This window comes from Phycicoccus jejuensis (assembly GCF_044797865.1).
Classification (GTDB): Bacteria; Actinomycetota; Actinomycetes; order Actinomycetales; family Dermatophilaceae; genus Phycicoccus; species Phycicoccus jejuensis.
Genome location: NZ_CP085209.1, coordinates 3,177,624 through 3,203,148, shown reverse-complemented (window position 1 = coordinate 3,203,148; position 25,525 = coordinate 3,177,624). Strand labels below are relative to the sequence as shown.

At 75.1% G+C, this 25,525-nt stretch carries 32 protein-coding genes; 22 read left to right on the top strand and 10 right to left on the bottom strand.

Annotated features, from left to right (window positions below; all coding sequences use genetic code 11):
- Positions 1–63 precede the first annotated feature (63 nt).
- Complete coding sequence (locus LG324_RS15150) at positions 64–525, top strand: RrF2 family transcriptional regulator (RefSeq protein ID WP_404349229.1); 462 nt, start codon at positions 64–66, stop codon at positions 523–525.
- A gap of 90 nt (positions 526–615) precedes the next feature.
- Here LG324_RS15150 and LG324_RS15145 read toward each other — a convergent pair whose 3' ends face one another.
- On the bottom strand, positions 616–1,311 hold the full coding sequence (locus tag LG324_RS15145) for a maleylpyruvate isomerase family mycothiol-dependent enzyme (protein ID WP_404349227.1): 696 nt from the start codon (positions 1,309–1,311) through the stop codon (positions 616–618).
- A 74-nt stretch (positions 1,312–1,385) separates the two neighbouring features.
- Here LG324_RS15145 and LG324_RS15140 point away from each other — a divergent pair, with 74 nt between their 5' ends.
- The 5 genes from LG324_RS15140 to trmD all read left to right on the top strand — a co-directional run bounded on the left by LG324_RS15140 (position 1,386) and on the right by trmD (position 4,561).
- Positions 1,386–1,820 (top strand): MarR family winged helix-turn-helix transcriptional regulator, encoded by a 435-nt coding sequence (locus LG324_RS15140; RefSeq protein WP_404349225.1) that lies wholly within the window; start codon positions 1,386–1,388, stop codon positions 1,818–1,820.
- A gap of 180 nt (positions 1,821–2,000) precedes the next feature.
- Positions 2,001–2,462, top strand: coding sequence for a 30S ribosomal protein S16 (rpsP, locus tag LG324_RS15135; RefSeq protein WP_404349222.1), 462 nt, complete (start codon positions 2,001–2,003; stop codon positions 2,460–2,462).
- 2 nt (positions 2,463–2,464) lie between these two features.
- Positions 2,465–2,707, top strand: coding sequence for an RNA-binding protein (locus tag LG324_RS15130; protein ID WP_030527967.1), 243 nt, complete (start codon positions 2,465–2,467; stop codon positions 2,705–2,707).
- Positions 2,708–2,801: 94 nt separating this feature from the next.
- Positions 2,802–3,341, top strand: coding sequence for a ribosome maturation factor RimM (rimM, locus tag LG324_RS15125; RefSeq protein WP_207023202.1), 540 nt, complete (start codon positions 2,802–2,804; stop codon positions 3,339–3,341).
- Positions 3,342–3,346: 5 nt separating this feature from the next.
- Positions 3,347–4,561 carry a tRNA (guanosine(37)-N1)-methyltransferase TrmD gene (gene trmD / locus LG324_RS15120; RefSeq protein WP_404349218.1) on the top strand — a complete coding sequence of 405 codons (1,215 nt, stop codon included), beginning with the start codon at positions 3,347–3,349 and terminating at the stop codon, positions 4,559–4,561.
- Positions 4,562–4,660: 99 nt separating this feature from the next.
- On the opposite strand, the gene LG324_RS15115 is transcribed toward trmD, so the two are convergent.
- Complete coding sequence (locus LG324_RS15115) at positions 4,661–5,419, bottom strand: ABC transporter permease (RefSeq protein ID WP_404349216.1); 759 nt, start codon at positions 5,417–5,419, stop codon at positions 4,661–4,663.
- Between the two features lie 226 nt (positions 5,420–5,645).
- Between LG324_RS15115 and rplS the strand changes: the two genes are divergently transcribed.
- From rplS to LG324_RS15090, 5 genes are read left to right on the top strand one after another with little or no spacing between them, the layout of a single operon-like run.
- On the top strand, positions 5,646–6,005 hold the full coding sequence (gene rplS / locus LG324_RS15110; protein ID WP_030527971.1) for a 50S ribosomal protein L19: 360 nt from the start codon (positions 5,646–5,648) through the stop codon (positions 6,003–6,005).
- 56 nt (positions 6,006–6,061) lie between these two features.
- Positions 6,062–6,442: a S26 family signal peptidase gene (locus LG324_RS15105; RefSeq protein WP_030527972.1), complete on the top strand. Its 381-nt coding sequence runs from the start codon at positions 6,062–6,064 to the stop codon at positions 6,440–6,442.
- On the top strand, positions 6,439–7,203 hold the full coding sequence (lepB, locus tag LG324_RS15100; RefSeq protein ID WP_242525814.1) for a signal peptidase I: 765 nt from the start codon (positions 6,439–6,441) through the stop codon (positions 7,201–7,203). The genes LG324_RS15105 and lepB overlap by 4 nt, the downstream gene beginning before the upstream one ends.
- Positions 7,200–7,940: a ribonuclease HII gene (locus LG324_RS15095; RefSeq protein WP_404349213.1), complete on the top strand. Its 741-nt coding sequence runs from the start codon at positions 7,200–7,202 to the stop codon at positions 7,938–7,940. Before lepB ends, LG324_RS15095 begins: the two co-directional genes overlap by 4 nt.
- A complete protein-coding gene (locus tag LG324_RS15090) occupies positions 7,937–8,251 on the top strand; it encodes a DUF2469 domain-containing protein (RefSeq protein WP_030527975.1) in 315 nt (104 codons plus the stop codon). The genes LG324_RS15095 and LG324_RS15090 overlap by 4 nt, the downstream gene beginning before the upstream one ends.
- Positions 8,252–8,267: 16 nt before the next feature.
- On the opposite strand, the gene LG324_RS15085 is transcribed toward LG324_RS15090, so the two are convergent.
- Entirely contained in the window at positions 8,268–9,650 is a 1,383-nt protein-coding gene (locus LG324_RS15085; RefSeq protein ID WP_404349209.1) for an NAD-dependent succinate-semialdehyde dehydrogenase, read from the bottom strand.
- Between the two features lie 180 nt (positions 9,651–9,830).
- Here LG324_RS15085 and LG324_RS15080 point away from each other — a divergent pair, with 180 nt between their 5' ends.
- The 5 genes from LG324_RS15080 to LG324_RS15060 all read left to right on the top strand — a co-directional run bounded on the left by LG324_RS15080 (position 9,831) and on the right by LG324_RS15060 (position 15,140).
- Positions 9,831–10,223 carry a YraN family protein gene (locus tag LG324_RS15080; RefSeq protein ID WP_207023197.1) on the top strand — a complete coding sequence of 131 codons (393 nt, stop codon included), beginning with the start codon at positions 9,831–9,833 and terminating at the stop codon, positions 10,221–10,223.
- On the top strand, positions 10,220–11,761 hold the full coding sequence (locus LG324_RS15075) for a YifB family Mg chelatase-like AAA ATPase (protein ID WP_404349207.1): 1,542 nt from the start codon (positions 10,220–10,222) through the stop codon (positions 11,759–11,761). The genes LG324_RS15080 and LG324_RS15075 overlap by 4 nt, the downstream gene beginning before the upstream one ends.
- Positions 11,758–12,894: a DNA-processing protein DprA gene (gene dprA / locus LG324_RS15070; protein WP_404349205.1), complete on the top strand. Its 1,137-nt coding sequence runs from the start codon at positions 11,758–11,760 to the stop codon at positions 12,892–12,894. Before LG324_RS15075 ends, dprA begins: the two co-directional genes overlap by 4 nt.
- Before the next feature lie 88 nt (positions 12,895–12,982).
- On the top strand, positions 12,983–13,894 hold the full coding sequence (locus LG324_RS15065) for a tyrosine recombinase XerC (protein WP_404349203.1): 912 nt from the start codon (positions 12,983–12,985) through the stop codon (positions 13,892–13,894).
- A complete protein-coding gene (locus LG324_RS15060) occupies positions 13,887–15,140 on the top strand; it encodes a hypothetical protein (protein ID WP_404349200.1) in 1,254 nt (417 codons plus the stop codon). The genes LG324_RS15065 and LG324_RS15060 overlap by 8 nt, the downstream gene beginning before the upstream one ends.
- Here LG324_RS15060 and LG324_RS15055 read toward each other — a convergent pair.
- The 3 genes from LG324_RS15055 to LG324_RS15045 all read right to left on the bottom strand — a co-directional run bounded on the left by LG324_RS15055 (position 15,127) and on the right by LG324_RS15045 (position 18,283).
- Positions 15,127–15,747, bottom strand: a complete 621-nt coding sequence (locus LG324_RS15055; RefSeq protein WP_404349198.1) for a murein hydrolase activator EnvC family protein — start codon at positions 15,745–15,747, stop codon at positions 15,127–15,129. The two genes, LG324_RS15060 and LG324_RS15055, sit on opposite strands and share 14 nt — an antisense overlap.
- A 105-nt stretch (positions 15,748–15,852) precedes the next feature.
- Positions 15,853–17,019 (bottom strand): pyridoxal phosphate-dependent aminotransferase, encoded by a 1,167-nt coding sequence (locus LG324_RS15050; RefSeq protein ID WP_404349195.1) that lies wholly within the window; start codon positions 17,017–17,019, stop codon positions 15,853–15,855.
- A gap of 10 nt (positions 17,020–17,029) precedes the next feature.
- Positions 17,030–18,283, bottom strand: coding sequence for an MFS transporter (locus LG324_RS15045; protein ID WP_404349193.1), 1,254 nt, complete (start codon positions 18,281–18,283; stop codon positions 17,030–17,032).
- A gap of 295 nt (positions 18,284–18,578) precedes the next feature.
- Between LG324_RS15045 and rpsB the strand changes: the two genes are divergently transcribed.
- Positions 18,579–19,514 carry a 30S ribosomal protein S2 gene (gene rpsB, locus LG324_RS15040; protein ID WP_404349191.1) on the top strand — a complete coding sequence of 312 codons (936 nt, stop codon included), beginning with the start codon at positions 18,579–18,581 and terminating at the stop codon, positions 19,512–19,514.
- A gap of 68 nt (positions 19,515–19,582) precedes the next feature.
- Positions 19,583–20,413 (top strand): translation elongation factor Ts, encoded by an 831-nt coding sequence (gene tsf / locus LG324_RS15035; protein ID WP_404349189.1) that lies wholly within the window; start codon positions 19,583–19,585, stop codon positions 20,411–20,413.
- 63 nt (positions 20,414–20,476) lie between these two features.
- On the opposite strand, the gene LG324_RS15030 is transcribed toward tsf, so the two are convergent.
- Positions 20,477–20,857 (bottom strand): nuclear transport factor 2 family protein, encoded by a 381-nt coding sequence (locus LG324_RS15030; RefSeq protein WP_404349186.1) that lies wholly within the window; start codon positions 20,855–20,857, stop codon positions 20,477–20,479.
- A gap of 88 nt (positions 20,858–20,945) precedes the next feature.
- Here LG324_RS15030 and LG324_RS15025 point away from each other — a divergent pair, with 88 nt between their 5' ends.
- Entirely contained in the window at positions 20,946–21,125 is a 180-nt protein-coding gene (locus LG324_RS15025; RefSeq protein ID WP_404349184.1) for a hypothetical protein, read from the top strand.
- A gap of 19 nt (positions 21,126–21,144) precedes the next feature.
- Here the strand turns inward: LG324_RS15025 and LG324_RS15020 are convergent, their stop codons facing one another.
- Together LG324_RS15020 and LG324_RS15015 are read right to left on the bottom strand one after the other, a co-directional pair.
- The gene (locus LG324_RS15020; RefSeq protein ID WP_404349183.1) at positions 21,145–21,678 is read right to left on the bottom strand and encodes an NUDIX domain-containing protein; all 534 of its coding nucleotides are present in this window, start codon (positions 21,676–21,678) and stop codon (positions 21,145–21,147) included.
- 3 nt (positions 21,679–21,681) lie between these two features.
- Positions 21,682–22,170, bottom strand: a complete 489-nt coding sequence (locus LG324_RS15015) for a phosphoribosyltransferase (protein ID WP_404349181.1) — start codon at positions 22,168–22,170, stop codon at positions 21,682–21,684.
- Positions 22,171–22,359: 189 nt separating this feature from the next.
- On the opposite strand from LG324_RS15015, the gene pyrH reads away from it, so the two are divergent.
- From pyrH to LG324_RS15000, 3 genes are all read left to right on the top strand, one after another.
- Positions 22,360–23,076, top strand: a complete 717-nt coding sequence (gene pyrH, locus LG324_RS15010) for a UMP kinase (protein ID WP_030527990.1) — start codon at positions 22,360–22,362, stop codon at positions 23,074–23,076.
- A gap of 86 nt (positions 23,077–23,162) precedes the next feature.
- Positions 23,163–23,720 (top strand): ribosome recycling factor, encoded by a 558-nt coding sequence (gene frr / locus LG324_RS15005; RefSeq protein WP_404349179.1) that lies wholly within the window; start codon positions 23,163–23,165, stop codon positions 23,718–23,720.
- A gap of 7 nt (positions 23,721–23,727) precedes the next feature.
- Complete coding sequence (locus LG324_RS15000) at positions 23,728–24,594, top strand: phosphatidate cytidylyltransferase (protein WP_404349176.1); 867 nt, start codon at positions 23,728–23,730, stop codon at positions 24,592–24,594.
- A 23-nt stretch (positions 24,595–24,617) separates the two neighbouring features.
- Here the strand turns inward: LG324_RS15000 and LG324_RS14995 are convergent, their stop codons facing one another.
- Complete coding sequence (locus tag LG324_RS14995; protein ID WP_404349174.1) at positions 24,618–25,454, bottom strand: hypothetical protein; 837 nt, start codon at positions 25,452–25,454, stop codon at positions 24,618–24,620.
- Positions 25,455–25,525 lie beyond the last annotated feature (71 nt).

The following is a 25,525-nucleotide window of genomic DNA, read 5'->3' as shown; positions in this document are numbered from 1 at the left end:
GTCACGGCGCGCAAGGGTTTCCCGGAACCCGGACCGGTGGCGCCCGGGTGGAAGGATGGCGGCGTGGACATCTCCGCCCGCGCCGACTACGCCGTCCGTGCCCTCCTCGTGCTCGCCGAGGACCCGACGGCGGACCGGGCCCACCCCTCCGACGAGCTCGCGCGGCGGGCCGGCGTCCCGGCCAAGTTCCTCGAGGCGATCCTCGGCGACCTGCGCCGCGCGGGGTTCGTCTCGAGCCGGCGCGGCAGCTCGGGCGGCTACCTCCTCGCCCGCCCCCCGGGCGAGATCACGCTGGGGGAGGTCCTGCGCACCGTCGACGGCCCGCTCGCGGAGGTCCGGGGGCAGCGCCCGCACGAGACCCACTACGAGGGGTCGGCCGAGCACCTCGCGACGGTGTGGGTGGCGGCGCGGGCCGCCCTGCGCCGGGTCCTCGACGAGACGACGCTGGAGCAGGTCCTCGACGGACGACTGCCCGAGCACGTGCGCGCCATGGCCGAGCTGCCCGACGCGTGGGAGAGCCGCTGACCGGTGCCGCTTCGGCCGCAGGCGCGTCGGCCCCGTCGGCGCGTCGGACCTGGTCCGGGGACGCCGTGGTGCGCAGGTCGATCCGCAGGGTCAGGCGGCCGGGGTGGTGGGGGCGGGGCGGCCGAGCCGGACGCGCAGGGCCTCCGCGCCGTCGCCCGCCAGGCGGTCGAGGGCGGCCGGGCGCCCGGTCAGCAGGAGGAGCAGGGCGCCCACGGGGCCCGCGACCTCCGGTCCGTCCCCGCGCACCCACTCGACGTCGGTCGCGCGCAGGCGGTGGCCGTCGAGCGGGAGGCGTCGGTTGACGGAGGCCAGCCACGACCGTCGCGTGTCCCACCGGCGCGTCGCGGCCAGGGCGCTGGGCCCGGGGTGCATGGCGAGCGGCAGTCCGAGGGGAACCGCGACGTCCTGGCCGTGCACGAGCGCGTCGGTGAGCGTCTCGAGCGGCGTGACGAAGGAGTTGTACCGGCGCGACCCGATCCCCGCCCGGACGCGCGCGACCACCTCGTCGGTCGCCAGCTCGGCGGCCACGACGCGCGCCGACTCGCGGATCGTGCCGTTGAGCCCGGGGTGGCGCCACATCCGGGGGTGGCGGGCGACGAGCCCGAGGAGGTCACCGAGCGTCTGCGCCTGGAGCGTGAGGTGGGCGGCGACGTCGCGCACCGTCCATCCGTCGCACAGGGACGGGGCGTCCCACTGCTCCGGGGCGAGGCCCTCGAGCAGGCGGGCGGTGCGCTCGCGCTGGTCGTCGACCCCCTCCCAGAGGGACTCGAGCTCGGCGGCCGCCATCGGGCACCTCCGTCTAGGATGGTCCTATCGACGAACCAATATAGTTCGATCATCGGACCATGTGAAGGGGCCGGATGCCGGAGCAGCTGCCGACCAGCCTGCTGATGTTCATCGCCTCCCGCGCGGCGATCTCGCGCGTGCTGGAGGCGGTCCACGCGGCCGGCCACGACGACGTCACCGTGTCGCAGGCCCGCCTGCTCATGGGCATCGACCCCGGGGGGACCCGGCTCAGCGTGCTCGCCGACCGTGCGCAGGTCGCCAAGCAGACCGCCACCGCCCTCGTCGACAAGCTCGAGCGGGCCGGTTACGTCGAGCGCGTCCGCGACCCCGCGGACGGCCGGGCGCGCCTGGTGCGCCTGACGGGCCGCGCGGACGCCCTCGTCCCCGTCGCGCGCGCGGAGGAGGCGCGCATCGAGCAGGAGTGGGCGGCCCACCTCGGACCCCGGCGGACGGCCCGGCTGCGCGAGGCGCTCGAGCTGCTGCGCGAGGTCACCGACCCCTACCGCTGACCCCCGGCGCGGGCCGATTCGGCCGCGGGCGCGCGCTCTGGCAGACTGGACCGCTGTACCCGTCCGGGCCCGCCCCTCTCGTGTGGCCCTGGACCGGACGCCTACACACCGGGCGTCGGCTCCCCGCACGCAGATCGTGCGGTCTCGCCGCGTCCACGAACCGAAAGTGGGACCGCCACCGTGGCCGTCAAGATTCGTCTCAAGCGGATGGGCAAGATCCGCACCGCCATCTACCGCGTCGTCGTCATGGACTCGCGCACCAAGCGCGACGGTCGGGCGATCGAGGAGATCGGCAAGTACGACCCCAACCAGGAGCCGTCGCTCATCGAGATCGACATGGAGCGCGCGGACTACTGGGTCGCCCAGGGCGCCCAGCCGACCGAGGCCGTCGCGGCCCTCCTCAAGCACTACAAGGACGGCACCCTCAAGGTCGCCGAGCCCAAGACCTCGAAGAAGGACCTCTACGAGGCGGCCGTCGCCGCCGCGGGCAAGGCCGAGGCCGACGGTGGCGCCGCCACCACCCCGCGCAAGAAGGCCGCGAAGAAGGCCGACGACGCCCCTGTCGCCGCCGACACCGAGGGCAGCGCCGCCGCGGCGGAGTCCACGGACGCCGACGCCGACGCGTCCGCCGACAAGGCCTGACCGTGCTCGAGGAGGCTCTCGAGCACCTCGTGACCGGCATCGTCGACCACAAGGACGAGGTGCAGGTCCGTCGTCGTGACCTGCGCCGTGGCGAGGTCCTCGAGGTGCGCGTGCACCCCGACGACCTCGGCCGCGTCATCGGTCGCTCCGGCCGCACCGCCAGCGCGCTGCGCACCGTCCTCGGTGCCCTCGCCGGCGGCAAGCCGGTCCGTATCGACATCGTCGACACCGACCGGGTCCGCTGACCCGCGTCACCCGTGACGGCGGGGCGCCCCACACCGGGGTGCCCCGCCGTCCGTCGTTCCCCCCGTTCCCTCCAGTCCCCGAGAGGATGTCCGCGTGAGCGAGTCCACCGTCATCGCCCGGATCGGCAAGCCGCACGGCCTGCGCGGCGAGGTGACCGTCCGCCTGCACACCGACGAGCCCGAGCTGCGCCTCGCGGTCGGCGCCGTGCTCGCGACCGAGGCCGAGGCCGGCTCGGGGGTCCCGCGGGCCCTCACCGTGCGCTCGACCCGCGTGCACAACGGCATCTGGCTGGTGGCCTTCGAGGAGGTCCCCGACCGCACCGGCGCCGAGGGCCTGCGCGGCACCCGGCTCGTCCTCGACGCGGACGCCCCCGAGATCGCCGACGAGGACGACGAGGACCTCTTCACCGAGGCCGAGCTCGTCGGGCTCGCGGTCCACACGCCGGCCGGCGAGCGGATCGGCGAGGTGACCGGGCTCGTCATCGGCGCCGCCCAGGACCGGCTCGCGGTGCGCCTGGACGACGGGCGCACCGGCGAGGTGCCGTTCGTCGCGGCGCTCGTGCCCGAGGTCGACGTCGCGGGCGGCCGCGTCGTCGTCGACGCGCCGGGCGGCCTGTTCGACCTCGAGGACTGACCCCGGTGCGCCTCGACGTCGTCTCGATCTTCCCGGAGTACCTCGCGCCGCTCGACCTCTCGCTCATCGGGAAGGCGCGGCGCGACGGGCTGCTGGACCTGCACGTCCACGACCTGCGCGACTTCGCCCACGACCGGCACCGCACCGTCGACGACAGCCCGTTCGGCGGCGGCGCCGGGATGGTCATGAAGCCCGAGCCGTGGGCCGGGGCGCTCCAGCACGTCGTGGCCACCGGGGCGAGCGACGCCGCCCCCGTGCCGCACCTGCTCGTCCCGGGGCCGGGCGGCGTGCCCTTCACGCAGGCGATGGCCCACGAGCTCGCGGCCGAGCCGTGGCTGGCCTTCGCCTGCGGCCGCTACGAGGGGCTCGACGAGCGCGTCTACGAGCACGCGGCGGAGCGGATGCGCGTCACCGTCGTCTCGCTCGGCGACTACGTGCTCAACGGGGGAGAGGTGGCGGTGCTCGCGGTCGTCGAGGCCGTCGCGCGGTTGCTCCCGGGCGTCGTCGGCAACGCCGAGTCGCTCGTCGAGGAGTCGCACGAGGGTGGCCTGCTCGAGTACCCCGTCTACACCCGGCCCGCGCTCTGGCAGGACGGCGGCACGGCCCGCGAGGTGCCGCCGGTGCTGCTCTCGGGCGACCACGCGGCCATCGCCCGCTGGCGCCACGAGCAGCGGGTCGCCCGCACGGTCGCGCGGCGTCCGGACCTCGTCGCCCCCGCCGCGGCCGTCGGCGGCCTCGACGACCTCGACGTGCGCCCCGCCGTCCCGGCCGACGCCCCCGAGCTGCTCGTCCTCCAGCGCGCCTGCTGGATGCAGGAGGGGCGCATCTCGGGGTCGTGGCACATCCCGCCGCTCGAGGAGAGCCTCGAGGACGTGGCGCGGGGCCTCGGCGAGTGGACGACCTGGGTGGTGCGGGTGCCCTCGCTCGACGGGTCCGGCCGGCTCGTCGGCTCGGTCCGCGGCCGCGTGCGCCCCGATGACCCGACGGTCTGGGAGACCGGCCGGCTCATGGTCGCCCCGGACCTCCAGGGCCGCGGCCTCGGGCGCGACCTGCTCGCGCTCGCGGAGGCCGGTGCGCCGCAGTCGGTCTCGACGTACTGGATCAACACCGGCCGGGTCAGCGAGGCGAACATCCGGCGCTACAAGCGCGCGGGCTACCGGCTGCTGCCGGGCGAGGGCTCCTTCCCCGGAACCGTCGACCTCACCAAGCGCCGCCGCTGACCGCCACGCGCGCCCCGACATTTCGGGGTCACCCCGAAATGTCCACGAGACAAGACCTCGGAGCCGGGGTTTCGTGGACGAACCGGGGTCTCGAGCCCGTCAGGGGCGCAGCGCCGCCCGCAGGTCGTCCGGCAGGAGCAGCGCCCGGCCGATGAGCCGCTCGGCGACGACGGCGGTCACCGTCTGCGCCGCCATGATGCCGACGAGGACGAGCACCTGCGCCGCGGCGGCCTGCGCCGGGGTGCCGCCGCCGAGGAGGACGCCGATGAACGCGCCCGGCAGCGTGACGACGCCGGCGGTGCGGACCTGGTCGAGGCCCGGGACGAGCGCCTCGGGGATGCGCCGGTGCACGACCTCCTCGACCGCCTGGGCGCAGGTCAACCCGAGCGACAGCCCGGCCTCGTACTGCCCGTGCTCCTCGCGCAGCGCGGCGAAGGCCCGCCGGCAGGTCAGGGTGTGCCCGTTCATCGTGTTGCCGGCGATGATGCCGACGACCGGCACGAGCGCCAGCCCCGTCGGCGGGACCGTCCGCGTCGCGAGCACGACGACGACCACGGGCAGGAGGCCGGCGAGCATCGCGACGGTCGCCCACGGCCAGGCGCGCGTGGCCTCGACCCGTCGCACGGTCGTCACGACGGCGATCGTGAACATCACGCAGAGCAGGACGACCGACAGGGCGAGGGAGCGCACGACGGCGGTGATGACGAGCGCGGCGACCCCGAGCTGGCCGATCGCCCGGGCCATCGCGAGCACCGGGGACGCCGGCCGGGGCAGGCGGCCGACGACGTAGCCCCCCACCGTCACGGCGAGGAGCAGGACGACGGCGAGGGCGACGGGCAGGCCGGGGTCGATCGTCACCCCGGAAGCCTAGGGCCGCGCGACTCGGCGGATTTCTCCGGACCCGTCGTCCTCTGGCAGACTGGACCGCTGCGTCACCCCACACCGTCGGCCCCCGCCACAGGGGGAGTGCCCCGGACCCCGGTCCGAGCAGCGGCATGCGGCCGGGTGGTGACGCTCCCGTCAGCGAGAAGCAGTACCGACAGCACGCGGATGACCTGTGGCAGCCCGCGAGAACGGATCCACCATGCAGCGTTTCGACGAGCTCGACCGCGCGTCGCTCAAGGCCGACATCCCGGACTTCCGCGCCGGTGACACGGTCAACGTCCACGTGAAGGTCGTCGAGGGCACCCGCTCGCGCATCCAGGTCTACAAGGGCGTCGTCATCCGTCGCCACGGCGGCGGCGTCGGCGAGACCTTCACTGTCCGCAAGGTCTCCTTCGGTGTCGGCGTCGAGCGGACCTTCCCGCTCCACACCCCGATCATCGACAAGATCGAGGTCGTCACCCGCGGTGACGTCCGTCGCGCGAAGCTCTACTACCTGCGCGAGCTGCGCGGCAAGGCCGCCAAGATCCGCGAGAAGCGCGAGACCCCGGCCAACGCCTGAGACGCGAGCCGACCACCCGGGCGCGGCGCACATCCACGAGGACTACCCTCGGGCGAGTGACTGCCCCGACCGCCACCGACCCGGTGCCCGCCACGGCGCGCACCGGGTCGTGGCGTCCCGGGGTGCTCGGCGTCCTCGTTGTCGCCGTCCTCGTCGGTGCCCTCGTGCGCGGTCTGCTCCTCGAGAGCTACCACGTCCCGACCGCCGGCTACGCCCCCACCCTCGAGCCAGGAGACCGTGTGCTCGTCCTCAAGACCGACCACCACGTCGACGCCGGTGAGCTCGGGCTCGTCGAGACCGACGGGGCGCTGCGGCTCGCGCCGTCGACCGACCTCGCCGGCACCGGCTCCGACGTCGTGGGCACCGTCCTGTGGCGGTTCTGGCCGCTGGACCGGATGGGCTCCGTCGGCACGATCCCCGGTCCGGGTCTCCCGTGACCGCCCCCGAGACCACGCGCGGCGAGAACCCGGTGCCCCCGACCCAGCAGCCCGAGCAGCACCGCTCGACGGCCGGGCTGCTCGGCGCGGCCGTCAAGGAGGTCGCCCTCGTCCTCGTCATGGCGATGGTGCTCTCCTTCGTCGTCAAGACGTGGCTGCTCCAGGCCTTCTTCATCCCCTCCGGCTCGATGGAGGACACCCTCCTCGTCGGGGACCGCGTCGTCGTCTCCAAGCTGACCCCGGGCCCCTTCGACCTCGAGCGCGGTGACGTCGTCGTCTTCGAGGACCCGGGCGGCTGGCTGGGCGAGACCCCGACGACGCCCCGCACCGGGGTGTCCGGGACCATCCACGACGCGCTCGTCTTCGTCGGGCTGCTGCCCAGCGAGTCCGAGGACCACCTCATCAAGCGCGTCATCGGCCTGCCGGGCGACCGCGTCGTCTGCTGCACGGCGCAGCGGCAGCTGAGCATCAACGGCAAGGCCGTCGACGAGCCGTACCTCAAGCCGGGGGACGTCGCCAGCTCGATCACCTTCGACATCACGGTGCCCGCGGGCCACGTCTGGGTCATGGGCGACCACCGCTCCGACAGCGAGGACTCGCGCTACCACGACGACGCCGGTGACGGCAGCGACGGCTCGGTGCCGATCAGCCGGATCACCGGTCGCGCCGTCGGCATCGTCTGGCCGTTCTCGCGCCTGGACTGGCTCTCCGACTTCCCCGAGGCCTTCTCGGGCGTCCCCGCCCGTCCGTCCGGCTCGTGAGCCCCGCCCCCTCCTCGACGAAGCCCAGCCTGCGGGTCGAGCGGCAGCTGCAGCGCGACGGGCACCGCGTCCTCGCCGGGATGGACGAGGTCGGCCGCGGCGCGCTCGCGGGTCCGGTCACGGTCGGGGTCGTCGTCATCGACGAGACCTGCCGCAGCGCCCCGCAGGGCGTGCGCGACTCCAAGCTGCTCCAGCCGCACGTCCGCGAGGCGATGGTCCCGCGCATCGAGCGGTGGGCCCTGTGCCACGCCGTCGGGCACGCGAGCGCGGCCGAGATCGACGAGGTCGGCATCATCGCGGCCCTGCGGCTGGCCGGGACGCGGGCGCTCGCGCAGTGCGGCGTGCGTCCCGACCTCGTCATCCTCGACGGCAACCACGACTGGCTCACCGCCCCCGAGGACGTCGGGCTGTTCGCCTTCGGGCACGACGCGCCCGTCGCGACCCCGCCGGTCACGACGATGGTCAAGGCCGACCTGCGCTGCTCGTCGGTCGCGGCGGCCTCCGTCCTCGCCAAGGTGACGCGCGACCGCATCATGGTCGACCTCGGCGCCGAGGACGGCGAGCACGCCGCGTACGGCTGGGTGGGCAACAAGGGCTACGCCGCCCCGGACCACCTCGAGGCCCTGCGCGCGCACGGTCCCTCGGTGTGGCACCGACGCTCGTGGCGGCTGCCCGGCACGATGGACGATGATGGCCCGGTGACCGGGACGAAGCTGACGAGCGTGGGGGAGCGATGAGCTCGGAGGACCTCGAGAAGTACGAGAGCGAAGCCGAGCTGGCGCTCTACCGCGAGTACCGCGACGTCGTCGGGCTCTTCAGCCACGTCGTCGAGACCGAGCGGCGCTTCTACCTCTGCAACAGCGTCGACGTGAAGGTGCGCTCCGACGGCGGCGAGGTCTTCTTCGACGTGACGATGCACGACGCGTGGGTCTGGGACATCTACCGGCCGGCGCGTTTCGCGAAGACCGTCCGCGTCGTCACCTTCAAGGACGTCAACGTCGAGGAGCTCGCGAAGTCCGAGCTCGAGCTCCCGAAGGGCGAGTTCTAGGCCCTCCCGCCGCGGGTCACCGGGCGCCGGGCTCGTGGACGAGCTTGGTGTTGACGAACTCGCGGATGCCGAGCGTCCCGAGCTCGCGCCCGACGCCGGAGCGCTTGGTGCCGCCGAAGGGCAGGTCGGCCATGGACCCCTGCATCGAGTTGACCCACACCATGCCGGTCTCCAGGCGCGCGACGACGTCGGCCACGGCGTCCGGGTCGGTGCCGAAGACCGCCCCGCCGAGGCCGAAGGGTGACGCGTTGGCGAGCTCGACCGCGGCGTCGGCGTCGGCGACCCGGTGGACGACGGCGACCGGGCCGAAGAGCTCCTCGTCGAAGGCGCGCATCCCCGGTGTGACGCCGGTGAGGACCGTCGGCGTGACCCACGCGCCGGGGCGGTCGGGCCGCTCGGCGCCGCCGACGACCGCGGTGGCGCCCCGGTCGAGGGCGTCCTGCACCTGCTGGACGAGGATGGTGGCCGCGGCCTCCGAGGCCATCGGGGCGAGCGTCGTCCCCGGGTCGGTGGGGTCGCCGGGGCGCAGGGCCGCGATGGCGGCGGCGAAGCGCTCGAGGAACGCGTCGTGGACGGCGTCGACGACGAGGATCCGCTTGGCGGCGTTGCACGCCTGGCCGCAGTTCTGCATCCGGCCCAGGACGGCGTGCTTGACGGCACGGTCCAGGTCGGCGTCGGCGAGGACGACGAAGGGGTCGGAGCCGCCGAGCTCGAGGACGACCTTCGTGAGGTGGCGCCCGGCCTGCGCGGCGACGGCCGAGCCGGCGCGCTCGCTCCCGGTGACCGAGACCCCGGCGACCCGGGGGTCGGCGACGAGGTCGGCGACCTGCTCGTCGGTGGCGAGCAGCACCTCGTAGCACCCGTCGGGCAGACCTGCGTCGTGCCACACCTGCGCGGCGGCGAGGGCGGACTCGGGACACTGCGGGGCGGGCTTGAGGAGGATGGTGTTGCCCGCGACGAGGTTGGGCGCGGCCAGCCGGACCGCCTGGTAGTAGGGGAAGTTCCACGGCATGACCCCGAGCAGCGGGCCGATCGGCTCGTGGCGCAGGTGGGCGCGACCACCACGGCGCGGGTTCAGCGGCTCGTCGGCGAGCATCGCCGGGCCGTCGTCGGCGTAGTAGGCGCAGATGTCGGCCACGAGCGAGAGCTCGCCCCTCGCCTCGCCGGTGCGCTTGCCCATCTCGCGGGTGACGAGCGCGGCGAGGGCGTCGCGTCGCTCGGCGAACAGCTCCCCGGCGCGGCGGACGACGGCCGCCCGCTCCTGCACCGGGACGGCCCGCCAGGCGCGCTGCGCGGTGTGCGAGCGGCCGAGCGCGGCCTCGACCTCGGCGTCGGTCGCCGTGGGGTGCTCGGCGAGGAGCTCGTTGCGCGTGGGGTCGACGACGCGGTAGGCGGTCACGGGCTGCTCCTGGTCTCGCGGGCGGGGAGGACCCGATGCTGGCACGCGCCGACGACACCCGTCCCCGTCCGGACGGCCGGGTCGGCGCGGTCGTCCACAGGCGCGCCGACGCGCGGTCGTCGTCCACAGATGTCCACGGGGGGCTGTCGTGGGGCCGACCGGCCGGGCTTGGCTGGCCGCATGACGACGCCCGACTCCCCACCGCCCACCCCTCCGCCCGACCCCCGCCGCGGGCTCGGCCGCTACGGGGAGGACCTCGCTGCGCGCTTTCTCGAGGAGCGGGGGATGCGCGTGCTCGAGCGCAACTGGCGCTGCGAGCACGGCGAGGTCGACCTCGTCGCGCTCGACGGGCGCTGCCTCGTCATCTGCGAGGTCAAGACCCGGCGCGGCACCGGGTTCGGCGACCCGGTCGAGGCGGTGACCGTGGCCAAGGCGCTGCGCCTGCGGCGGCTCGCGGCCGTGTACGCCCGGGCCCACCCCGGCGCCGAGCGGGTCCGGATCGACGTCGTCGGCGTGCTGTGCCGCCCGGGGGAGGCACCCCGGGTGCGGCACGTCGTCGGGGTGGGGTCGTGACCTTCGGGCTCGGGCGCACCCGGGCGGTCGCCCTGAGCGGGCTCGACGGCACCCTGGTCGACGTCGAGGCCCACGTCGCGGCCGGCCTGCCGGGCTTCACGGTCGGCGGCCTCCCCGACACCGCCTGTGCCCAGGCGCCCGACCGGGTGCGGGCGGCGGCCGCGACGGCCGGCTTCCCGGTCCCGCCGCACCGTGTCACGGTCAACCTGTCCCCGGCGTCGGTGCCCAAGCGGGGCTCGGGCTTCGACCTCGGCATCGCCGTGGCCGTGCTCGCCGCGTCGGGGGTGCTCCCGCGTGGGGCGGTGGAGCCGGTCGTGCACCTCGGCGAGCTCTCGCTCGACGGTCGGCTGCGCGGGGTGCGCGGTGTGCTGCCGGCCCTGCTCGAGGCCGCCCGCCGCGGGGCGCGCCACGTCGTCGTCCCCGTCGAGAACGTCGCCGAGGCCCAGCTCGTCGACCGGCTCGTCGTCCACGGCGCCCGCACCCTCGAGGAGGTCGTCCGCTGGTACCGCGAGCCGGCCCCCGGCGGGCTGCCGGTCGCCGAGCGGGCGACCGGCACCGACGACGAGCCCGACCGGCGGCCCGACCTCGCCGACGTCGTCGGCCAGCCGGAGGCGCGCGTCGCGCTCGAGCTCGCGGCCACCGGCGGGCACCACCTGCTGATGACGGGCCCGCCGGGGGTCGGCAAGACGATGCTCGCCGAGCGCCTCGTCACCGTCCTGCCCCGGCTGGGGCGCGAGGAGGCGCTCGAGGTGCACGCGGTGCGCAGCCTCGTCGCCCCGGTCGGCGAGGTGGCGCGCCTGGACCGGACCCCGCCCTTCGTCGCGCCGCACCACAGCACCTCCACCGCCGCCCTCGCCGGTGGGGGCTCCGGGGTCGTCCTGCCCGGCGCGGTGTCGCGCGCGCACCACGGCGTCCTCTTCCTCGACGAGGCGCCTGAGTTCAAGTCCTCGGTGCTCCAGACGCTGCGGCAGCCGCTCGAGAGCGGGGAGGTCGTCATCGCCCGGGCCAAGGCCCTCGTGCGCTACCCGGCGCGCTTCCTGCTGGTCCTCGCCGCCAACCCCTGCCCGTGCGGGATGGCCTTCGGCAAGGGCACCGAGTGCCGGTGCAGCGCCCACGACCTGCGCGCGTACACGACCAAGCTGTCCGGCCCGTTGCTGGACCGGGTCGACCTGCGCGTCCACGTGCCGCCGGTGCGCCCCGCGGCGTTCGGCGACGAGACGGGGGAGCCCAGCGCGGTCGTCGCGGCCCGGGTCCTCGCCGCGCGCGGTGCCCAGGCCGAGCGCTGGCGCGGAGCCGGCTGGAGCGTCAACGGTCTCGCGCCCGGCCACGTCCTGCGCCGCCCGCCCTACCGCCTCGCCCCGTCGGTCACCGCCGTCATCGACCGCGCGCTCGACACCGGCGGGCTGAGCCTGCGCGGGTACGACCGGGTGCTCCGGGTGGCGTGGTCCGCCGCCGACCTCGCGGGACGCACCACTCCCGGGCGCGAGGAGGTCGCCCTCGGGCTCCAGCTGCGCCGCGCCGAGGGGACGGCGGCATGACCGGGGGCGTGTCGCCGCTCGAGCGCGACGAGCGCTGGGCTCGGGTGGCGCTGTCCTACCTCGTCGAGCCCAAGCACGGACCCACCGTGCGCGCGGTCGCGGAGCAGGGCGGGGGCGCGGCGCTCGCCGCGATCCGCGAGCGACGGGCCGAGGGCGGCGGGGAGGTCTACGTCCGCGTGCCGGCGCTGGACCTGCCCGGGCTGGCGGCCGCGGTCGCGGCGGCCGGCCTCCGGGTCCTCGTCCCGGGCGACCCGGAGTGGCCGACCGCCCTGGACCGGCTCTCGTCCCCGCCGTACTGCCTGTACGTGCGGGGGAGCGTGGACGTCGGCGCCCTCACCGAGCGGTCCGTGGCGGTCGTCGGCTCCCGCACGGCGACCGCGTACGGGCTCCGGGTGGCCGCCGAGCTCGGCGAGGGCCTCGCCGGCCGCGGGTGGACCGTGGTCAGCGGCGCGGCCTTCGGCATCGACGCGGCGGCCCACCGCGGGGCGCTCGCCGCCGAGGGGGACACCGTCGCCGTGCTCGCGTGCGGGCTTGACCGCGCCTACCCGCGGGCGCACGAGCGCCTCATCGGCGCGGTCGCCGCGACGGCCGCCGTGGTCGGTGAGGTGCCGCCCGGGGCCGAGCCGCTGCGGGGCCGCTTCCTCGCCCGCAACCGGGTCATCGCCGGGCTCGCGCGGGCCACGGTCGTCGTGGAGGCCGGGCTGCGGTCGGGCTCCCTCTCGACGGCGCGCGAGGCCCGTGACCTCCTGCGGCCCGTCGGGGCGGTCCCCGGCCCCGTGACCAGCCCGACGTCCGCCGGCTGCCACGAGCTCGTCCGCGAGACCGGGGCCGTGCTGGTCACCGACGTCGCGGACGTGGTCGAGCTCGCCGGGCGCATCGGCGAGGACCTCGGGGCGCCCCGCCGGGCCGAACCCCGGCCCACCGACTCGCTCGACCCGACCGAGTACGCCGTCTGGGCGGCGGCGCCGCTGCGACGGTGGTTCCCACCCGAGCGCCTCGCCGCGCTCTCGGGCACCGACCCGGTGCGGCTCCCGGCCGCGCTCGCGGTGCTCGAGGTCCTGGGGTTGCTGGAGCAGGCGGACGGCCGCTGGCGCAAGACCGCGGCCGGCGCGGCGGTCCCGCGGACCGGATGACGACGTGCCCGGGCGCCTGCGTGGACGAACGGTTGATGTTGCGGCGGTTCCCGTTGCGTGGCGGGAGGCCCGATGACACCGTGTGGGCGTGACCGCCCCCGAGCCAGAGGTGCTGTCCGCGTTCGAGCGTCATCTGCGTGCCGAGCGCGGCCGCTCCGAGAACACCGTCCGCGCGTACACGCGCGACGTCTCGGCCTTCCTCGCCGCGGCCGGGGTCGAGGACGACGCCGGTCTCCGGTCGGTCACCCTCGCGGACCTGCGTGGGTGGCTCGGCTCGGTCGCCCGCTCCGGAGCCGCCCGCTCCACGCTCGCCCGCACCTCCGCCTCCCTGCGCACCTTCTTCCGCTGGTGCGAGCGCACGGGACGGGTCGAGCAGGATCCCTCGCTCCGGCTCGCGGCCCCCCGCCGTCACCGCACGCTGCCCCCGGTGCTCACGCAGCGGTCGGCCGGCGCCCTGCTCGAGGTCGCGTCGACCGCGGCCGACGACGACGACCCCGTCCACCTGCGCGACCGCGCGGCCCTGGAGCTGCTGTACGCCACCGGGATCCGGGTGAGCGAGCTGACCGGGCTCGACGTCGACGACGTCGACCTCGACGCCTGCGTCGCGCGTGTCGTCGGCAAGGGCGACAAGGAGCGGCGGGTGCCCTTCGGCACCCCGGCGCGCGACGCCGTCACCGAGTGGCTCGAGCGGGGCCGCCCACGCCTGGTGGTCGGCGGCAGCGGGCCCGCGCTCCTGCTGGGTCGTCGCGGCCGACGCGTCGACCCGCGGCAGGTCCGCGACGCGGTGCACCGCCTGCTGGCCCACGTCCCCGACGCGCCCGACCTGGGGCCGCACGGGCTCCGTCACAGCGCCGCGACGCACCTGCTCGAGGGCGGGGCGGACCTGCGGATGGTCCAGGAGCTGCTCGGCCACGCCTCGCTCGCGACGACCCAGATCTACACGCACGTGTCCGTCGACCGCCTCAAGCGGTCCTTCGCGCAGGCCCACCCCCGTGCCTGAGGTGCCCGGCGCCGTGGGGGACACCGCGTACCCGGAGTGGATCTCCGAGGTCCGGCGCCTCTACCTGGAGCCGAAGGACCTCACGGAGATCAGCCTCGAGGAGGCGCTGGCCGAGGCCGAGGCGGCCCCGAAGCGCAGCCGGCTCGCCCGCCGCTTCCGGCGCACCGACGGCCCCGCCTACCTCACGGCGCTCGGGGCCGACGAGGACGAGCCGTCGTCGGCCGAGCCATCGACCCCCGAGCCGTCGACCGGGCCCCACCCGGACGGCCACGTGCTGGCCGCGGGCACCGCCGCTCAGGTCGCGGCGCGTGGCGCCCACCTGCGAGCCGTCGGCGACCGCCTCGACCTCGACCTCGAGGACTCCTCGGCCCTCCCCGCCTCGGTGCTCCCCGCCGCCACGCAAGCTCCGGCGGCGGCGGTCCCGGCGTGGTTCGCTGCCCCCGAGCCCGAGCCCGAGCCCGAGCCCGAGCCCGAGCCCGAGCCCGAGCCCGAGCCCGAGCCCGAGCCCGCCGTGACCGTCGTGGCCGACGCCGCTCCGGCCCCGGCCGTCCCCGCCGCCGACGCGCCCAGCCGGTGGTGGGACGACACCCCACCCCCGGTCGAGGACGACGTGCCCGTCGGGCCGGTCGCGCCGCCCGCGTCCGCGCCCGTGCCGGCGACGGCGGGCGAGCCGGACGAGGAGCGGCCCGCCCCGCGACGCTCGTGGTGGGACGACTCGCTGCCCGAGGACCTCGACGACGAGCCCGCACGCGAGCCCTCCCCGGCCCACGACCTCGCCGAGCGGGCTGTCGCCCCGGCGTCCTCGCCGGACGGCCACCCGGGCGCGCCCGGGCCGGTCGGCGGTACCGACAGCGACACCGACGCCACCGCGACCGCTGCGGTCGTGCGCCGCAGCGACCTCCACGGCCGGTCCCGCCGCGGGTTCTCCGTGCGGCGTCCCGGGCGCGCGGGGCTGCGTGGGGCCGACGCACCGGCCGGAGCACCGGCCGACGGCGGACCACCCGAGGCAGATGCAGGCCGGTCGAGGACACGTGCCCGGCGGGCGGCCCACGGAAGGGGCGGGGCGCCGGCGCCCCGTCGCCGGCTGGCGCTCTTCCTGGCGATCGCCCTCGTCGTCGTCCTCGCCGCCGCCTGGTGGCTGGCGCGCCCCGACGCCCCGTCGGCAGCGGCACCGGCCGGCCACGGGCCCCTGGCGGCGGTCGCACCGGCCGCCGGCGCCGCGGCGCCGCCTGTCACCGCACGCTGACCCCCGTCGCCCCGAGGGGCAGCAGCCGGACGTGGCCGCCTCCGGCGAGGAGCGGGAGCGGGTCGAGGTAGGCGCCCTCACGTCGGGCTCCGAGGTGGAGGCACGCACGTCGACCGCAGTGGGCGGACACCGGTCCGAGCAGCCCCAGCCGCCCGCCGGCCGCGACCTCGTCGCCGACGTGCACCTCGGGGACGACCGGCTCGTACGTGCTCTCCAGGCCGTCGCGGTGCCGCAGGGTCACCGTGCCCCGGCCGGCGACGACGCCCGCGTGCGTGACCCGTCCCGCCTCGACCGCCAGCACCGGGGTCGCGCCCGCGACTCCGAGGTCGAGCCCGCGGTGGCCCGGACCGTAGGCCGACGCCGGCGGCGCGAAGCGGCGCACGACCCCGGGCACGGGCGTGGCCGGCCAGCGCCACCGCGCGCGACCGACCGGGAAGCCGGCGCCCGGCGCGCCGGGGTCCGCGCTCGCGGCCGGCGGGCGCGTCGCCGCCGCAGCCGCCGGGCCGGACGGGACGGACCCCGGAGCCCCACCCCTGACCGACGCGCCCACGCCGAGGGCGAGGCCCGCCGCCACGAGGAGCGCTCCCACGGTGCCGGTCGTCGTCATGGGTCGAGCCTCGACCGCGCGCCGGGCCGGGGGCCAGGGGGCCCGGAGCATCTGTGGACGACACGGCGGCCACCGGCGCCCTGTGGACGGAGGAGGGGCGAGCGGTCAGGCCCGACGCAGGCCGGCGAGGCGACGGCAGGCCTCGTCGAGCACCTCGTCGCGCTTGCAGAAGGCGAACCGCACCAGGGTGCGCGCGGCGTCGACGTCGTCGTGGAACGCGGAGGCAGGGACCCCGACGACGCCGACGAGGTCGGGCAGCTCCAGGCAGAACGCCTCGGCGTCGCGCACCCCGAGCGGCGCGGCGTCGGCGAGGACGAAGTACCCGCCCTCGGGGACGGGCACCTCGAAGCCGGCCGCACGCAGCCCCGCGACGAGCCGGTCGCGCTTGGCCGCCATCGACGACGCGAGGTCGGTGAAGACCGCGTCCGGCAGCCCGAGCCCGACGGCGACGGCCGGCTGGAAGGGACCCGAGCCGACGAAGGTCAGGTACTGCTTGACCCCGCGCGCCGCGGCGACGGCCTGCGCCGGTCCGGTCAGCCAGCCGACCTTCCACCCGGTCGTCGCGAACGTCTTGCCCCCGGACGAGATGGTCAGCGTCCGCTCGCGCATCCCGGGCAGCGCCGCGATGGGCAGGTGTCGCCGGCCGTCGAAGAGCAGGTGCTCGTACACCTCGTCGGCCACCACCCACGCGTCGTGCTCGACGGCGAGCCGCGCGACGAGCTCGAGCTCCGTGCGGGTGAACACCTTGCCCGTCGGGTTGTGCGGCGTGTTGAGCAGGACCATCCGGGTCCGGTCCGAGAACGCGGCGCGCAGCGACTCCTCGTCGACGGCGAAGTCGGGGAAGCGCAGCAGCGAGGTGCGCCGCGCCCCACCGGCCAGGGCGATGGTCGCCGCGTAGGAGTCGTAGTAGGGCTCGAAGGTCACGACCTCGTCGCCGGGCCGCACGAGCGCCAGCACGGCCGCCGCGATGGCCTCGGTCGCCCCGACGGTCACGAGCACCTCGCGGGCGGGGTCGACCTCCAGGCCGTGGAAGCGCTGCTGGTGCGCCGCGACCGCCGTACGCAGCTCCGGCACGCCCGGTCCCGGCGGGTACTGGTTGCGCCCGGACCGGATGGCCTCGACGGCCGCCTCGAGGACCTCGGGCGGCCCGTCGGTGTCGGGGAAGCCCTGCCCGAGGTTGACGGCGTCCTTCTCGAGGGCCAGCTGCGTCATCGTCGCGAAGATCGTCGTCCCGAACTCGGTCAGCGCGGGGTGGCCGGGGATCGAGGGCATGGCCCGCAGGCTACGCGGGGGCTCCCTCGGGCGGGGTGGTCCCGGCGTCGGCGTGCGCGATGTGGTCCAGCTGGCGCCAGACGAGCACGAGGGTCAGGCCGGCCCCGGCGAAGGCGAACCAGAACGGCGCCGCCGCCCCGAACCGCTCGGCGATGACGCCGCCGAGCAGCTGCCCGACGAGCAGCCCGCCGACGAGGCCGACCCAGTAGACGCTGCCGACCCGTCCCTGGTAGTCCTGCGGCGTCGCGCGCTGGCGCACGGCCGACGACAGGGACCCCCAGACGAAGGCGTAGCCGCCGAAGACGACCATGACCGCGAGGGCCACGGCCCAGACGGTCGTCACCGCGAGGGCGAGGTGGGTGAGCACCTCGAGCGCGAGGCAGGCCTTCATGAGCCGGGCCAGCGGCACGTGCCGCTCGAGCCACCCGTAGGAGAGGACGGCGACGATGCCTCCGGTCGCCGAGGCCGTCGTGAGCAGGCCGAACCTGACGGCGCCGACCCCGAGCCGCTCCTGCGCCCAGAAGACGAGGACGCCCCACGGCGCACCCCACGTGACGTTGAAGACGAGGATGACGAGCGTCAGCGTCCGCACCGGGGCGTTGTGCGCGATCCAGCGGAGGCCGTCGAGGATGTCGCGGCCCACGTGCTGGTCGGGGGCGGCGCGCTCGACGACGGGCAGGCGGACCCGGGTGAAGAGCCCGACCGACAGCAGGAGCGCCAGGACGTGCACCCCGAACGGCACCGCCGACCCCAGCGCGAAGAGCGCCGCCCCGACGGCCGGCCCGATCAGCTGGTCGCCGACGAGGAAGCCCGACATCTGACGGGCGTTGGCCAGGCCGAGGTCCGCGGGCCGCACGATCATCGGCAGGATGGCCCGCCACCCGGTGTCCGCGAACACCTCGGCCGTCCCGACGAGCAGGAGCAGGCCGAGGAGCAGCCCGACCGAGAGCGTGTCGGTGAGCAGCGCGACGACGAGCGCCAGGAGGACGGCGATGCGCCCCGCGTTGGCGGTGAGGACGACGCGCCGGCGGTCGACCCGGTCGGCGACCGCCCCGGCGTACAGGCCGAGCACGAGGCCGGGCAGCTTCTGGACGACGGCGGCCATCGCGATGAGCACGGGGGAGCGGGTCTGCGAGGCGACGAGCAGCGGCCCGGCCGCGAGCGCGATGCCGTCGCCGACCTGGGCGACCCACGACGACGCGAGGTTCCACCGGAACGCCCCGCCCATCCGGGGCGGGGCGACGACGTCGAGGAGGCGGCCCACGAGGTCGCGACGCTACCTCGGCTCCCGCGGGGCCGCCCACCGATTTCGTGCCGGACCCCTGCGCGCCGTAGCATGTCCGATGGCCTCCGTGCGTCCGCGTGCGGGAGCCACATCTCGCGCGTCCTCCTCCCGCGCCGGTCCGCCGGCCGGGGACGCACCACGGCAGTGGCGGCCCGCGACCTCACGAGGTCGGGTCCGCCCGGGGTGCGTCGGGACGCCAGGCAGGTGGGTCCACCCCTCGGGGCTCGGGCTCCACCGACGCAACTGACAACCACACACACCAAGGAGAACGACGATGGCCGTCGTCACCATGCGCCAGCTCCTCGAGAGCGGCGTCCACTTCGGGCACCAGACCCGTCGCTGGAACCCGAAGATGAAGCGCTTCATCATGACCGAGCGCAACGGCATCTACATCATCGACCTGCAGCAGTCGGTGACCTACATCAACAACGCGTACGAGTTCGTCCGCGAGACCGTCGCCCACGGCGGCACCATCCTCTTCGTCGGCACCAAGCGCCAGGCGCAGGAGCCGGTCGCCGAGCAGGCGACCCGCGTCGGCATGCCGTACGTCAACCACCGCTGGCTCGGTGGCATGCTCACCAACTTCCAGACGATCTCCAAGCGCCTCACGCGCCTCAAGGAGCTCGAGGAGATCAACTTCGACGACGTGGCCGGCTCGGGCCGCACGAAGAAGGAGCTCCTCATGATGAAGCGCGAGAAGGACAAGCTCGAGAAGACCCTCGGCGGCATCCGCTCGATGTCCAAGGTCCCCTCGGCCGTCTGGATCGTCGACACCAAGAAGGAGCACCTCGCGGTCGACGAGGCGCGCAAGCTCGGCCTGCCGGTCATCGCGATCCTCGACACCAACTGCGACCCCGACGAGGTCGACTACAAGATCCCGGGCAACGACGACGCCATCCGCTCGGTCACCCTCCTGACCCGCGTCATCGCCGACGCCGTCGCCGACGGTCTCATCGCGCGCTCCGGTGGCCAGGCCGCCACGGGCGAGCAGGCCCAGGGCGAGGAGCCGCTGGCCGAGTGGGAGCGCGAGCTGCTCTCCGGCGACGCCGACCAGGCCGCCGAGGCCGTGGCCCCGGAGGCCGGCGAGACCACCGCCGCGACCGCCCCCGAGGCTGCCGAGGCCACCGCCGAGGAGACCCCGGCCGCCGAGGAGACCCCGGCCGCCGAGGAGACCCCGGCAGCCGAGGCCGCCCCGGCCGAGCAGGCCTGAGCCACAGGCTCATTCAGGCCTGAGCCACAGGCTCATTCCCCTCACCCCAACGAGCGAGACAGGAAACCATGGCGAACTACACCGCCGCTGACATCAAGGCGCTCCGCGAGAAGACCGCGGCCGGCATGATGGACGTCAAGAAGGCTCTCGACGAGGCCGACGGCGACATGGCCAAGGCCGAGGAGATCCTCCGCGTCAAGGGCCAGAAGGGCGTCACCAAGCGCGAGGGCCGCACGACCTCCAACGGTCTGGTCACCGCGCAGGCCGAGGGCGGCCAGGGCACCCTCGTCGAGGTCCTCTGCGAGACCGACTTCGTCGCCAAGGGCGAGCGCTTCATCGCCCTCGCGGACCAGGTGCTCGCGCAGGCCGTGGCCACCAAGGCCGCGGACGCGGACCAGCTGCTGGACTCCACCCTGGAGGACGGCACGACGGTCAAGCAGCTCCTCGACGACGCCAACGCCACCATCGGCGAGAAGATCGAGGTCAAGCGGGTCGCGCGCCTCGAGGGCGAGCACGTCGTCTCCTACCTGCACAAGACGAGCCCCGACCTGCCCGCGCAGATCGGTGTCCTCGTCGCCACGCAGGGCGGCGACGCCACGACCGCCCGCGACGTCGCGATGCACGTCGCCGCGTTCGCGCCGACCGTCCTCACCCGCGACGAGATCGACGCCGAGACGGTCGAGAACGAGCGTCGCGTCGCCGAGGCCACCGCGAAGGAGGAGGGCAAGCCCGAGGCCGCCCTCCCGAAGATCGTCGAGGGTCGCGTCAACGGCTTCTTCAAGGAGCAGGTGCTCCTCGAGCAGCCGTTCGCCAAGGACGCCAAGAAGACCGTCGCCAAGGTCCTCGACGAGGCCGGCGCGTCGGCCACCGGCTTCGCGCGCTTCCGCATCGGGTCCTGACCCGGTCGCTCACCGAGCGCACCACGCACGCCGCCCCCGGGTCCTCCCGGGGGCGGCGTCGTGTCAGTCCTCGAGCTCGGTGAGGTGCGCCCGCTCGGCCGGGCGCTCGTACGGCTCCGGCCACCAGTCCTCGACCTCGGTGACCAGGCCCTCGGCGTCGAGGACGAACAGGCACAGCCCGGTCATCGTCGCGCCGTCGACGGAGAAGGTCGTGCGGGTCATGGCGCCGCGCTCGTCGGTGAGCACGCGGTCGAGCACGAGGTGCCAGTCGCCGGGGAACTCCCGGTTGAAGCGCACGTAGGCCTCGCGGCCGCGGACGACCTCACCGGTCTGCGGGACGCGGTAGACGACGTCGGGGGAGAGCGTGGTGGCGAAGCCCTCCCAGTCGCGGGCCTCGGCGCAGGCCCAGTAGCGGCGGACGACGGCGGCGGGGTCGGCGGTCATGCCGGGACCGTAGGGCGGGCCACCGACAGCGGTGCGGAGGCGTGACGTCGTCGGCCACGCGTGCGACGATGAGGGCGGGAGGCCCGCCATGGACGCAGCGCAGCAGCACACCGACCGGCACGACCTCGAGCGCCGGGTGCACGTCGACCTGCCCCGGGTACGGCCGGAGGAGATGGTGGCGACCCAGGAGACGCAGCCGGCCCGCGACCCGCGCGGCGGGCGCGACACCGACACGGAGTTCATGCTCCGCAACGCCGGCGTCCTCTGACGCCGTCAGGACCCGCTCGTCAGCCGACGCGCCCCAGGGCGATCGCGGCGAACATCAGCGCCGCCACCGTCTCGCCGTCGCGGATGCGCCCGTCGGCGACCATCGTCATCACCTCGCGCCACGGCACCGTGCGCACCGCGCTGATGCCCTCGGCCTCCGGCTCGGCGCCCTCGGCGGGGGAGAGGCCGGTCGCAAGGTAGACGACCTCCGGCGCGACGCAGATGCCGTTGAGCGCGTCCATCCGCCCGACCTCGCGCCAGTGCTCGGCCTGGAGCCCGGCCTCCTCGGCGAGCTCGCGGCGCGCCCCGGCCAGCGTGTCGGGCCCGTCGGAGCCGCCCGCCGGGACCTCGACCGACGAGCCGGTCGTGTGACGGTCGACGGTGACGAGGACGACCTCGTCCGCCTCGGTCAGGGCGACGACGAAGACCGCGGGCTGGCGCAGGCGCACGACGCCGTAGATCCCCGGCTCACCGTCGGGGCGGACGACGTCGTCCTCGACGACCTCGATCCAGGCGTTGGCGTAGACGGTCCGCGACGCGGTGACCGGCCACACGGCTCAGGCCTCCACGACGCCGCGGCCGGTGACCGGTGGGCGGTCGCTCCACGGGAAGGTGATCCAGCGGTCGGTGTCGCGCCAGACGTGGTCGGGCCGGACGACCGAGCGGGGCTTGGCGTAGATGGTGGCGGTCCGCACCCGGCCGACCTTCCCGGCGCAGAACTCCTCCACCGAGCGCAGGGTCAGGCCGGTGTCCGCGACGTCGTCGGCGACGAGGACCGTCGCGTCGTGGAGGTCGACGAAGTCGGGCGCCGGCGGGAGGATGCGCGGCACCTCCAGGCGCTCGTCGACCCCGTTGTAGAACTCGACGTTCATCGTGTACGTGTTCTTCACCCCGAGCGCGTACCCGAGGGCCCCGCCGATGAGCAGCCCGCCCCGGGCGATCGACAGGATCATGTCCGGGACGCCCTCGGCGGCGACCTCCTCGGCCAGCGACCAGACGGCCTCGTCGAACAGCTCCCAGGTCAGCACCTCGCGCGCGTCGTCCACCGCCCCATCGTGGCAGCCCTGCACCCGGTCCGGGAGCCACGTCCGCCCGCACTCCCGGACAGCCGCTCCTCCCTCACGGTTCGGTCCGGCCGCGCGTGCTGTGAAAGGATCGGGCGACCGCTGTGCACCATCCGCCGAGGAGGCCCCGTGACCACGCCTGCCACCACCGAGGCCCCGGCCGCACCCGGGATGCCGGGTCGCGCGCGCCGGGTGCTGCTCAAGCTCTCCGGCGAGGTGTTCGGTGGCGGGCAGGTCGGCGTCGACCCCGACGTCGTCCGGGGGGTGGCCCGCCAGATCGCGGCGGCGGTCCGCGAGGGCATCGAGGTCGCCATCGTCGTCGGCGGCGGCAACTTCTTCCGCGGCGCCGAGCTGCAGCAGAAGGGCATGGACCGCGCCCGCGCCGACTACATCGGCATGCTCGGCACCGTCATGAACTGCCTCGCCCTCCAGGACTTCCTCGAGAAGGAGGGCGTCGACACCCGCGTGCAGAGCGCCATCACGATGGGTCAGGTCGCCGAGCCCTACATCCCGCGCCGCGCGATCCGCCACCTCGAGAAGGGCCGGGTCGTCATCTTCGGCGCCGGCGCCGGCATGCCGTACTTCTCCACCGACACGGTGAGCGCCCAGCGTGCGCTCGAGTGCCAGTGCGACGCGGTCCTCATGAGCAAGAACGGCGTCGACGGCGTCTACGACAGCGACCCCCGCGAGAACCCGGACGCCCGCAAGCTCGACGAGGTGACCTTCGGCGAGGCGCTGCGCACCGGCCTCAAGGTCGTCGACGCCGCCGCCTTCAGCCTCTGCATGGACAACCGCCTCCCGATGGTCGTCTTCGGCATGGAGGGCGACGGCAACGTGACGCGCGCCCTGCGCGGCGAGGCCATCGGCACCCTCGTCCACGCCGGCTGACCGACCCCGGCCCGGTGCTGCCGGGCCTTTGACACACTGGACCCGCAGCGCCGCACCCGCGACGCGAACCGAAGGAGATGCCTGCCGTGATCGACGAGACCTTGTTCGAGGCCGAGGAGAAGATGGAGAAGGCCGTCGAGGTCGCCAAGGAGAGCTTCGCCGGTATCCGGACCGGCCGGGCGCACCCCGGCATGTTCCAGAAGATCACCGTCGACTACTACGGCGCCCCGACCCCGCTGCAGCAGCTCGCGTCGTTCCAGACGCCCGAGGCGCGCACGATCATCATCAGCCCGTTCGACAAGTCCTCGATGCACGCCATCGAGAAGGCGATCCAGCAGGCCGACCTCGGCGTCAACCCGAGCAACGACGGCAACATCATCCGCTGCACGATGCCGCAGCTGACCGAGGAGCGCCGTCGCGAGTACGTGAAGATGGCGCACAACGAGGCCGAGGAGGCCCGCGTGTCGGTCCGCAACATCCGGCGCAGCGCGAAGACCTCCCTCGAGAAGCTCGTCAAGGACGGCGAGGTCGGCGAGGACGAGGGCGCCCGCGCCGAGAAGGAGCTCGAGGTGGTCACCAAGCGGCACGTCGAGCAGATCGACGAGCTGCTCAAGGGCAAGGAAGCCGAGCTCCTCGACGTCTGACCACCCCATGACCGACGCCACCGACGCCGCCGCGGCCACCGACACCGCGGACGCCCCGACGAAGCCCAGGGCCGGGCGCGACCTACGGGCCGCGATCGGGGTCGGGCTGCTGCTCGGCGCCGTCGTCATCGCGAGCCTCGTGCTCGACCCGCGGGCCTTCCTCGTCGTCGTGGTCGTCGCCATCTGCCGGGGCGCCTGGGAGGTGCGGCGGGCCGTCGCGACCCGCGGCTTCCACGTCCCGCTGCCGCCGCTGCTGCTCGGGGCCGTCGGGATGATCTCGTCGGCGTACCTGCGCGGCGCCGAGGCGCTCGTCGTGACCTTCGGCCTGACGCTCGTCGGGCTCGTGGTGTGGCGCGTCGCCGACGGCCTCGACGGCGCGGCCCGGGACCTGTCGGCCTCGGCGCTCGTCACCTTCTACCCCGTCTTCCTCGGGGGCTTCGCCTCGCTCATGCTGGCCGAGCCCGACGGCCGCCAGCGCATCATCGTCTTCGTGCTCGTCACGGTGTTCTCCGACATCGGCGGCTACGCCGTCGGGGTGTTCCTCGGCAAGCACCCGATGGCGCCCTCGCTCAGCCCGAAGAAGTCCTGGGAGGGCTTCGCGGGGTCGGTCGCCACGTGCGCGCTCGTCGGCGCCGTGTCCCTGCCGCTGCTCCTCGACGGGCCGTGGTGGGGCGGCGCGCTCCTCGGGGCGGTGGCCGCCGGGGCGGCGACGACCGGCGACCTCATCGAGTCGAGCATCAAGCGCGACCTCGGCATCAAGGACATGGGGACGATGCTCCCGGGCCACGGCGGCCTGATGGACCGCCTCGACTCCCTCGTCGCGGTCGCGCCCATCGCCTGGGCCCTGCTGTTCTTCCTCGTCCCGGTGTCCTGACCCGGGAGCCCGACCGCGGCGGGTCAGCCCGCGCGGCGGCGGCCGCGCGTGAGCATCGCGTCGAGCACCGGCGTCGACCCCACCGCGAGCGTGCCGTCGGGCAGCTCCTCGGTGAGGCACGTGATCTCGCGGTGGTACCAGTGGTAGACGTGCGGCGTCACCGGACCCGCGCCGTCGGCGTACATCTCGGCGGCGTGCGCGGGGACGAGCTCGAGGGCGGCACGGGCCTCCGCCGGCGTCGAGCACGGCTGCAGCACGAGGGCGTTGCGGTGCGGCATCGCGAAGACGACCCCGCCGGAGAGGTCGGCGCCGGGCAGCCAGCGCTCGATCACCTCGGGGAGGAAGCGGGCGAAGGAGGAGGTGTACGGCGAGTCGCCGACGATCGCGGAGACCGAGTGGCGCGGACGGCCGAGGCGGATGCGCTCGGCGTCGGCGGTCTGCAGCTCCTCGAGGAGGTTGGCGCGAGCGATCTCCATGAGCGACCACAGGTGGCGACGCGTCGCCACGACGCGGGACTCGGGGAGGGTGACCACGCTCAACGGGAGGTCGAGGGTCAGCACCTCGTCGACGTGCTCGGTGAAGGGCATGACGTACTGGAAGCCCAGGCCGGTCGCGTGCAGCCGGTCCCGCGCGACGAGGCGGGAGGTGAGCGCGGCGTCGAACCGCGCGGGCGACATCGAGTCGATGTCGGTCTCGGCGGCGGCGGTGAGGCGCTCGAGGTGCGCCCGCGCCTCGGCGTCGAGCGCGGGGTCGGAGTCGAGGTCCGGCACCGGCGCGAGCGGGTGCCGGACGGGGGAGGTCGTCCCCGGGACGGTGGCGGCGCCCCCTGCGAGCGAGCGCCAGCGGTCGAACAGGCCCATGGCCCTGCCTTTCCCTGCATCCTCGCTCCCCCTGCGGAGCGAAGTTAAAGAGAGAGTAAAGGGATGACAGG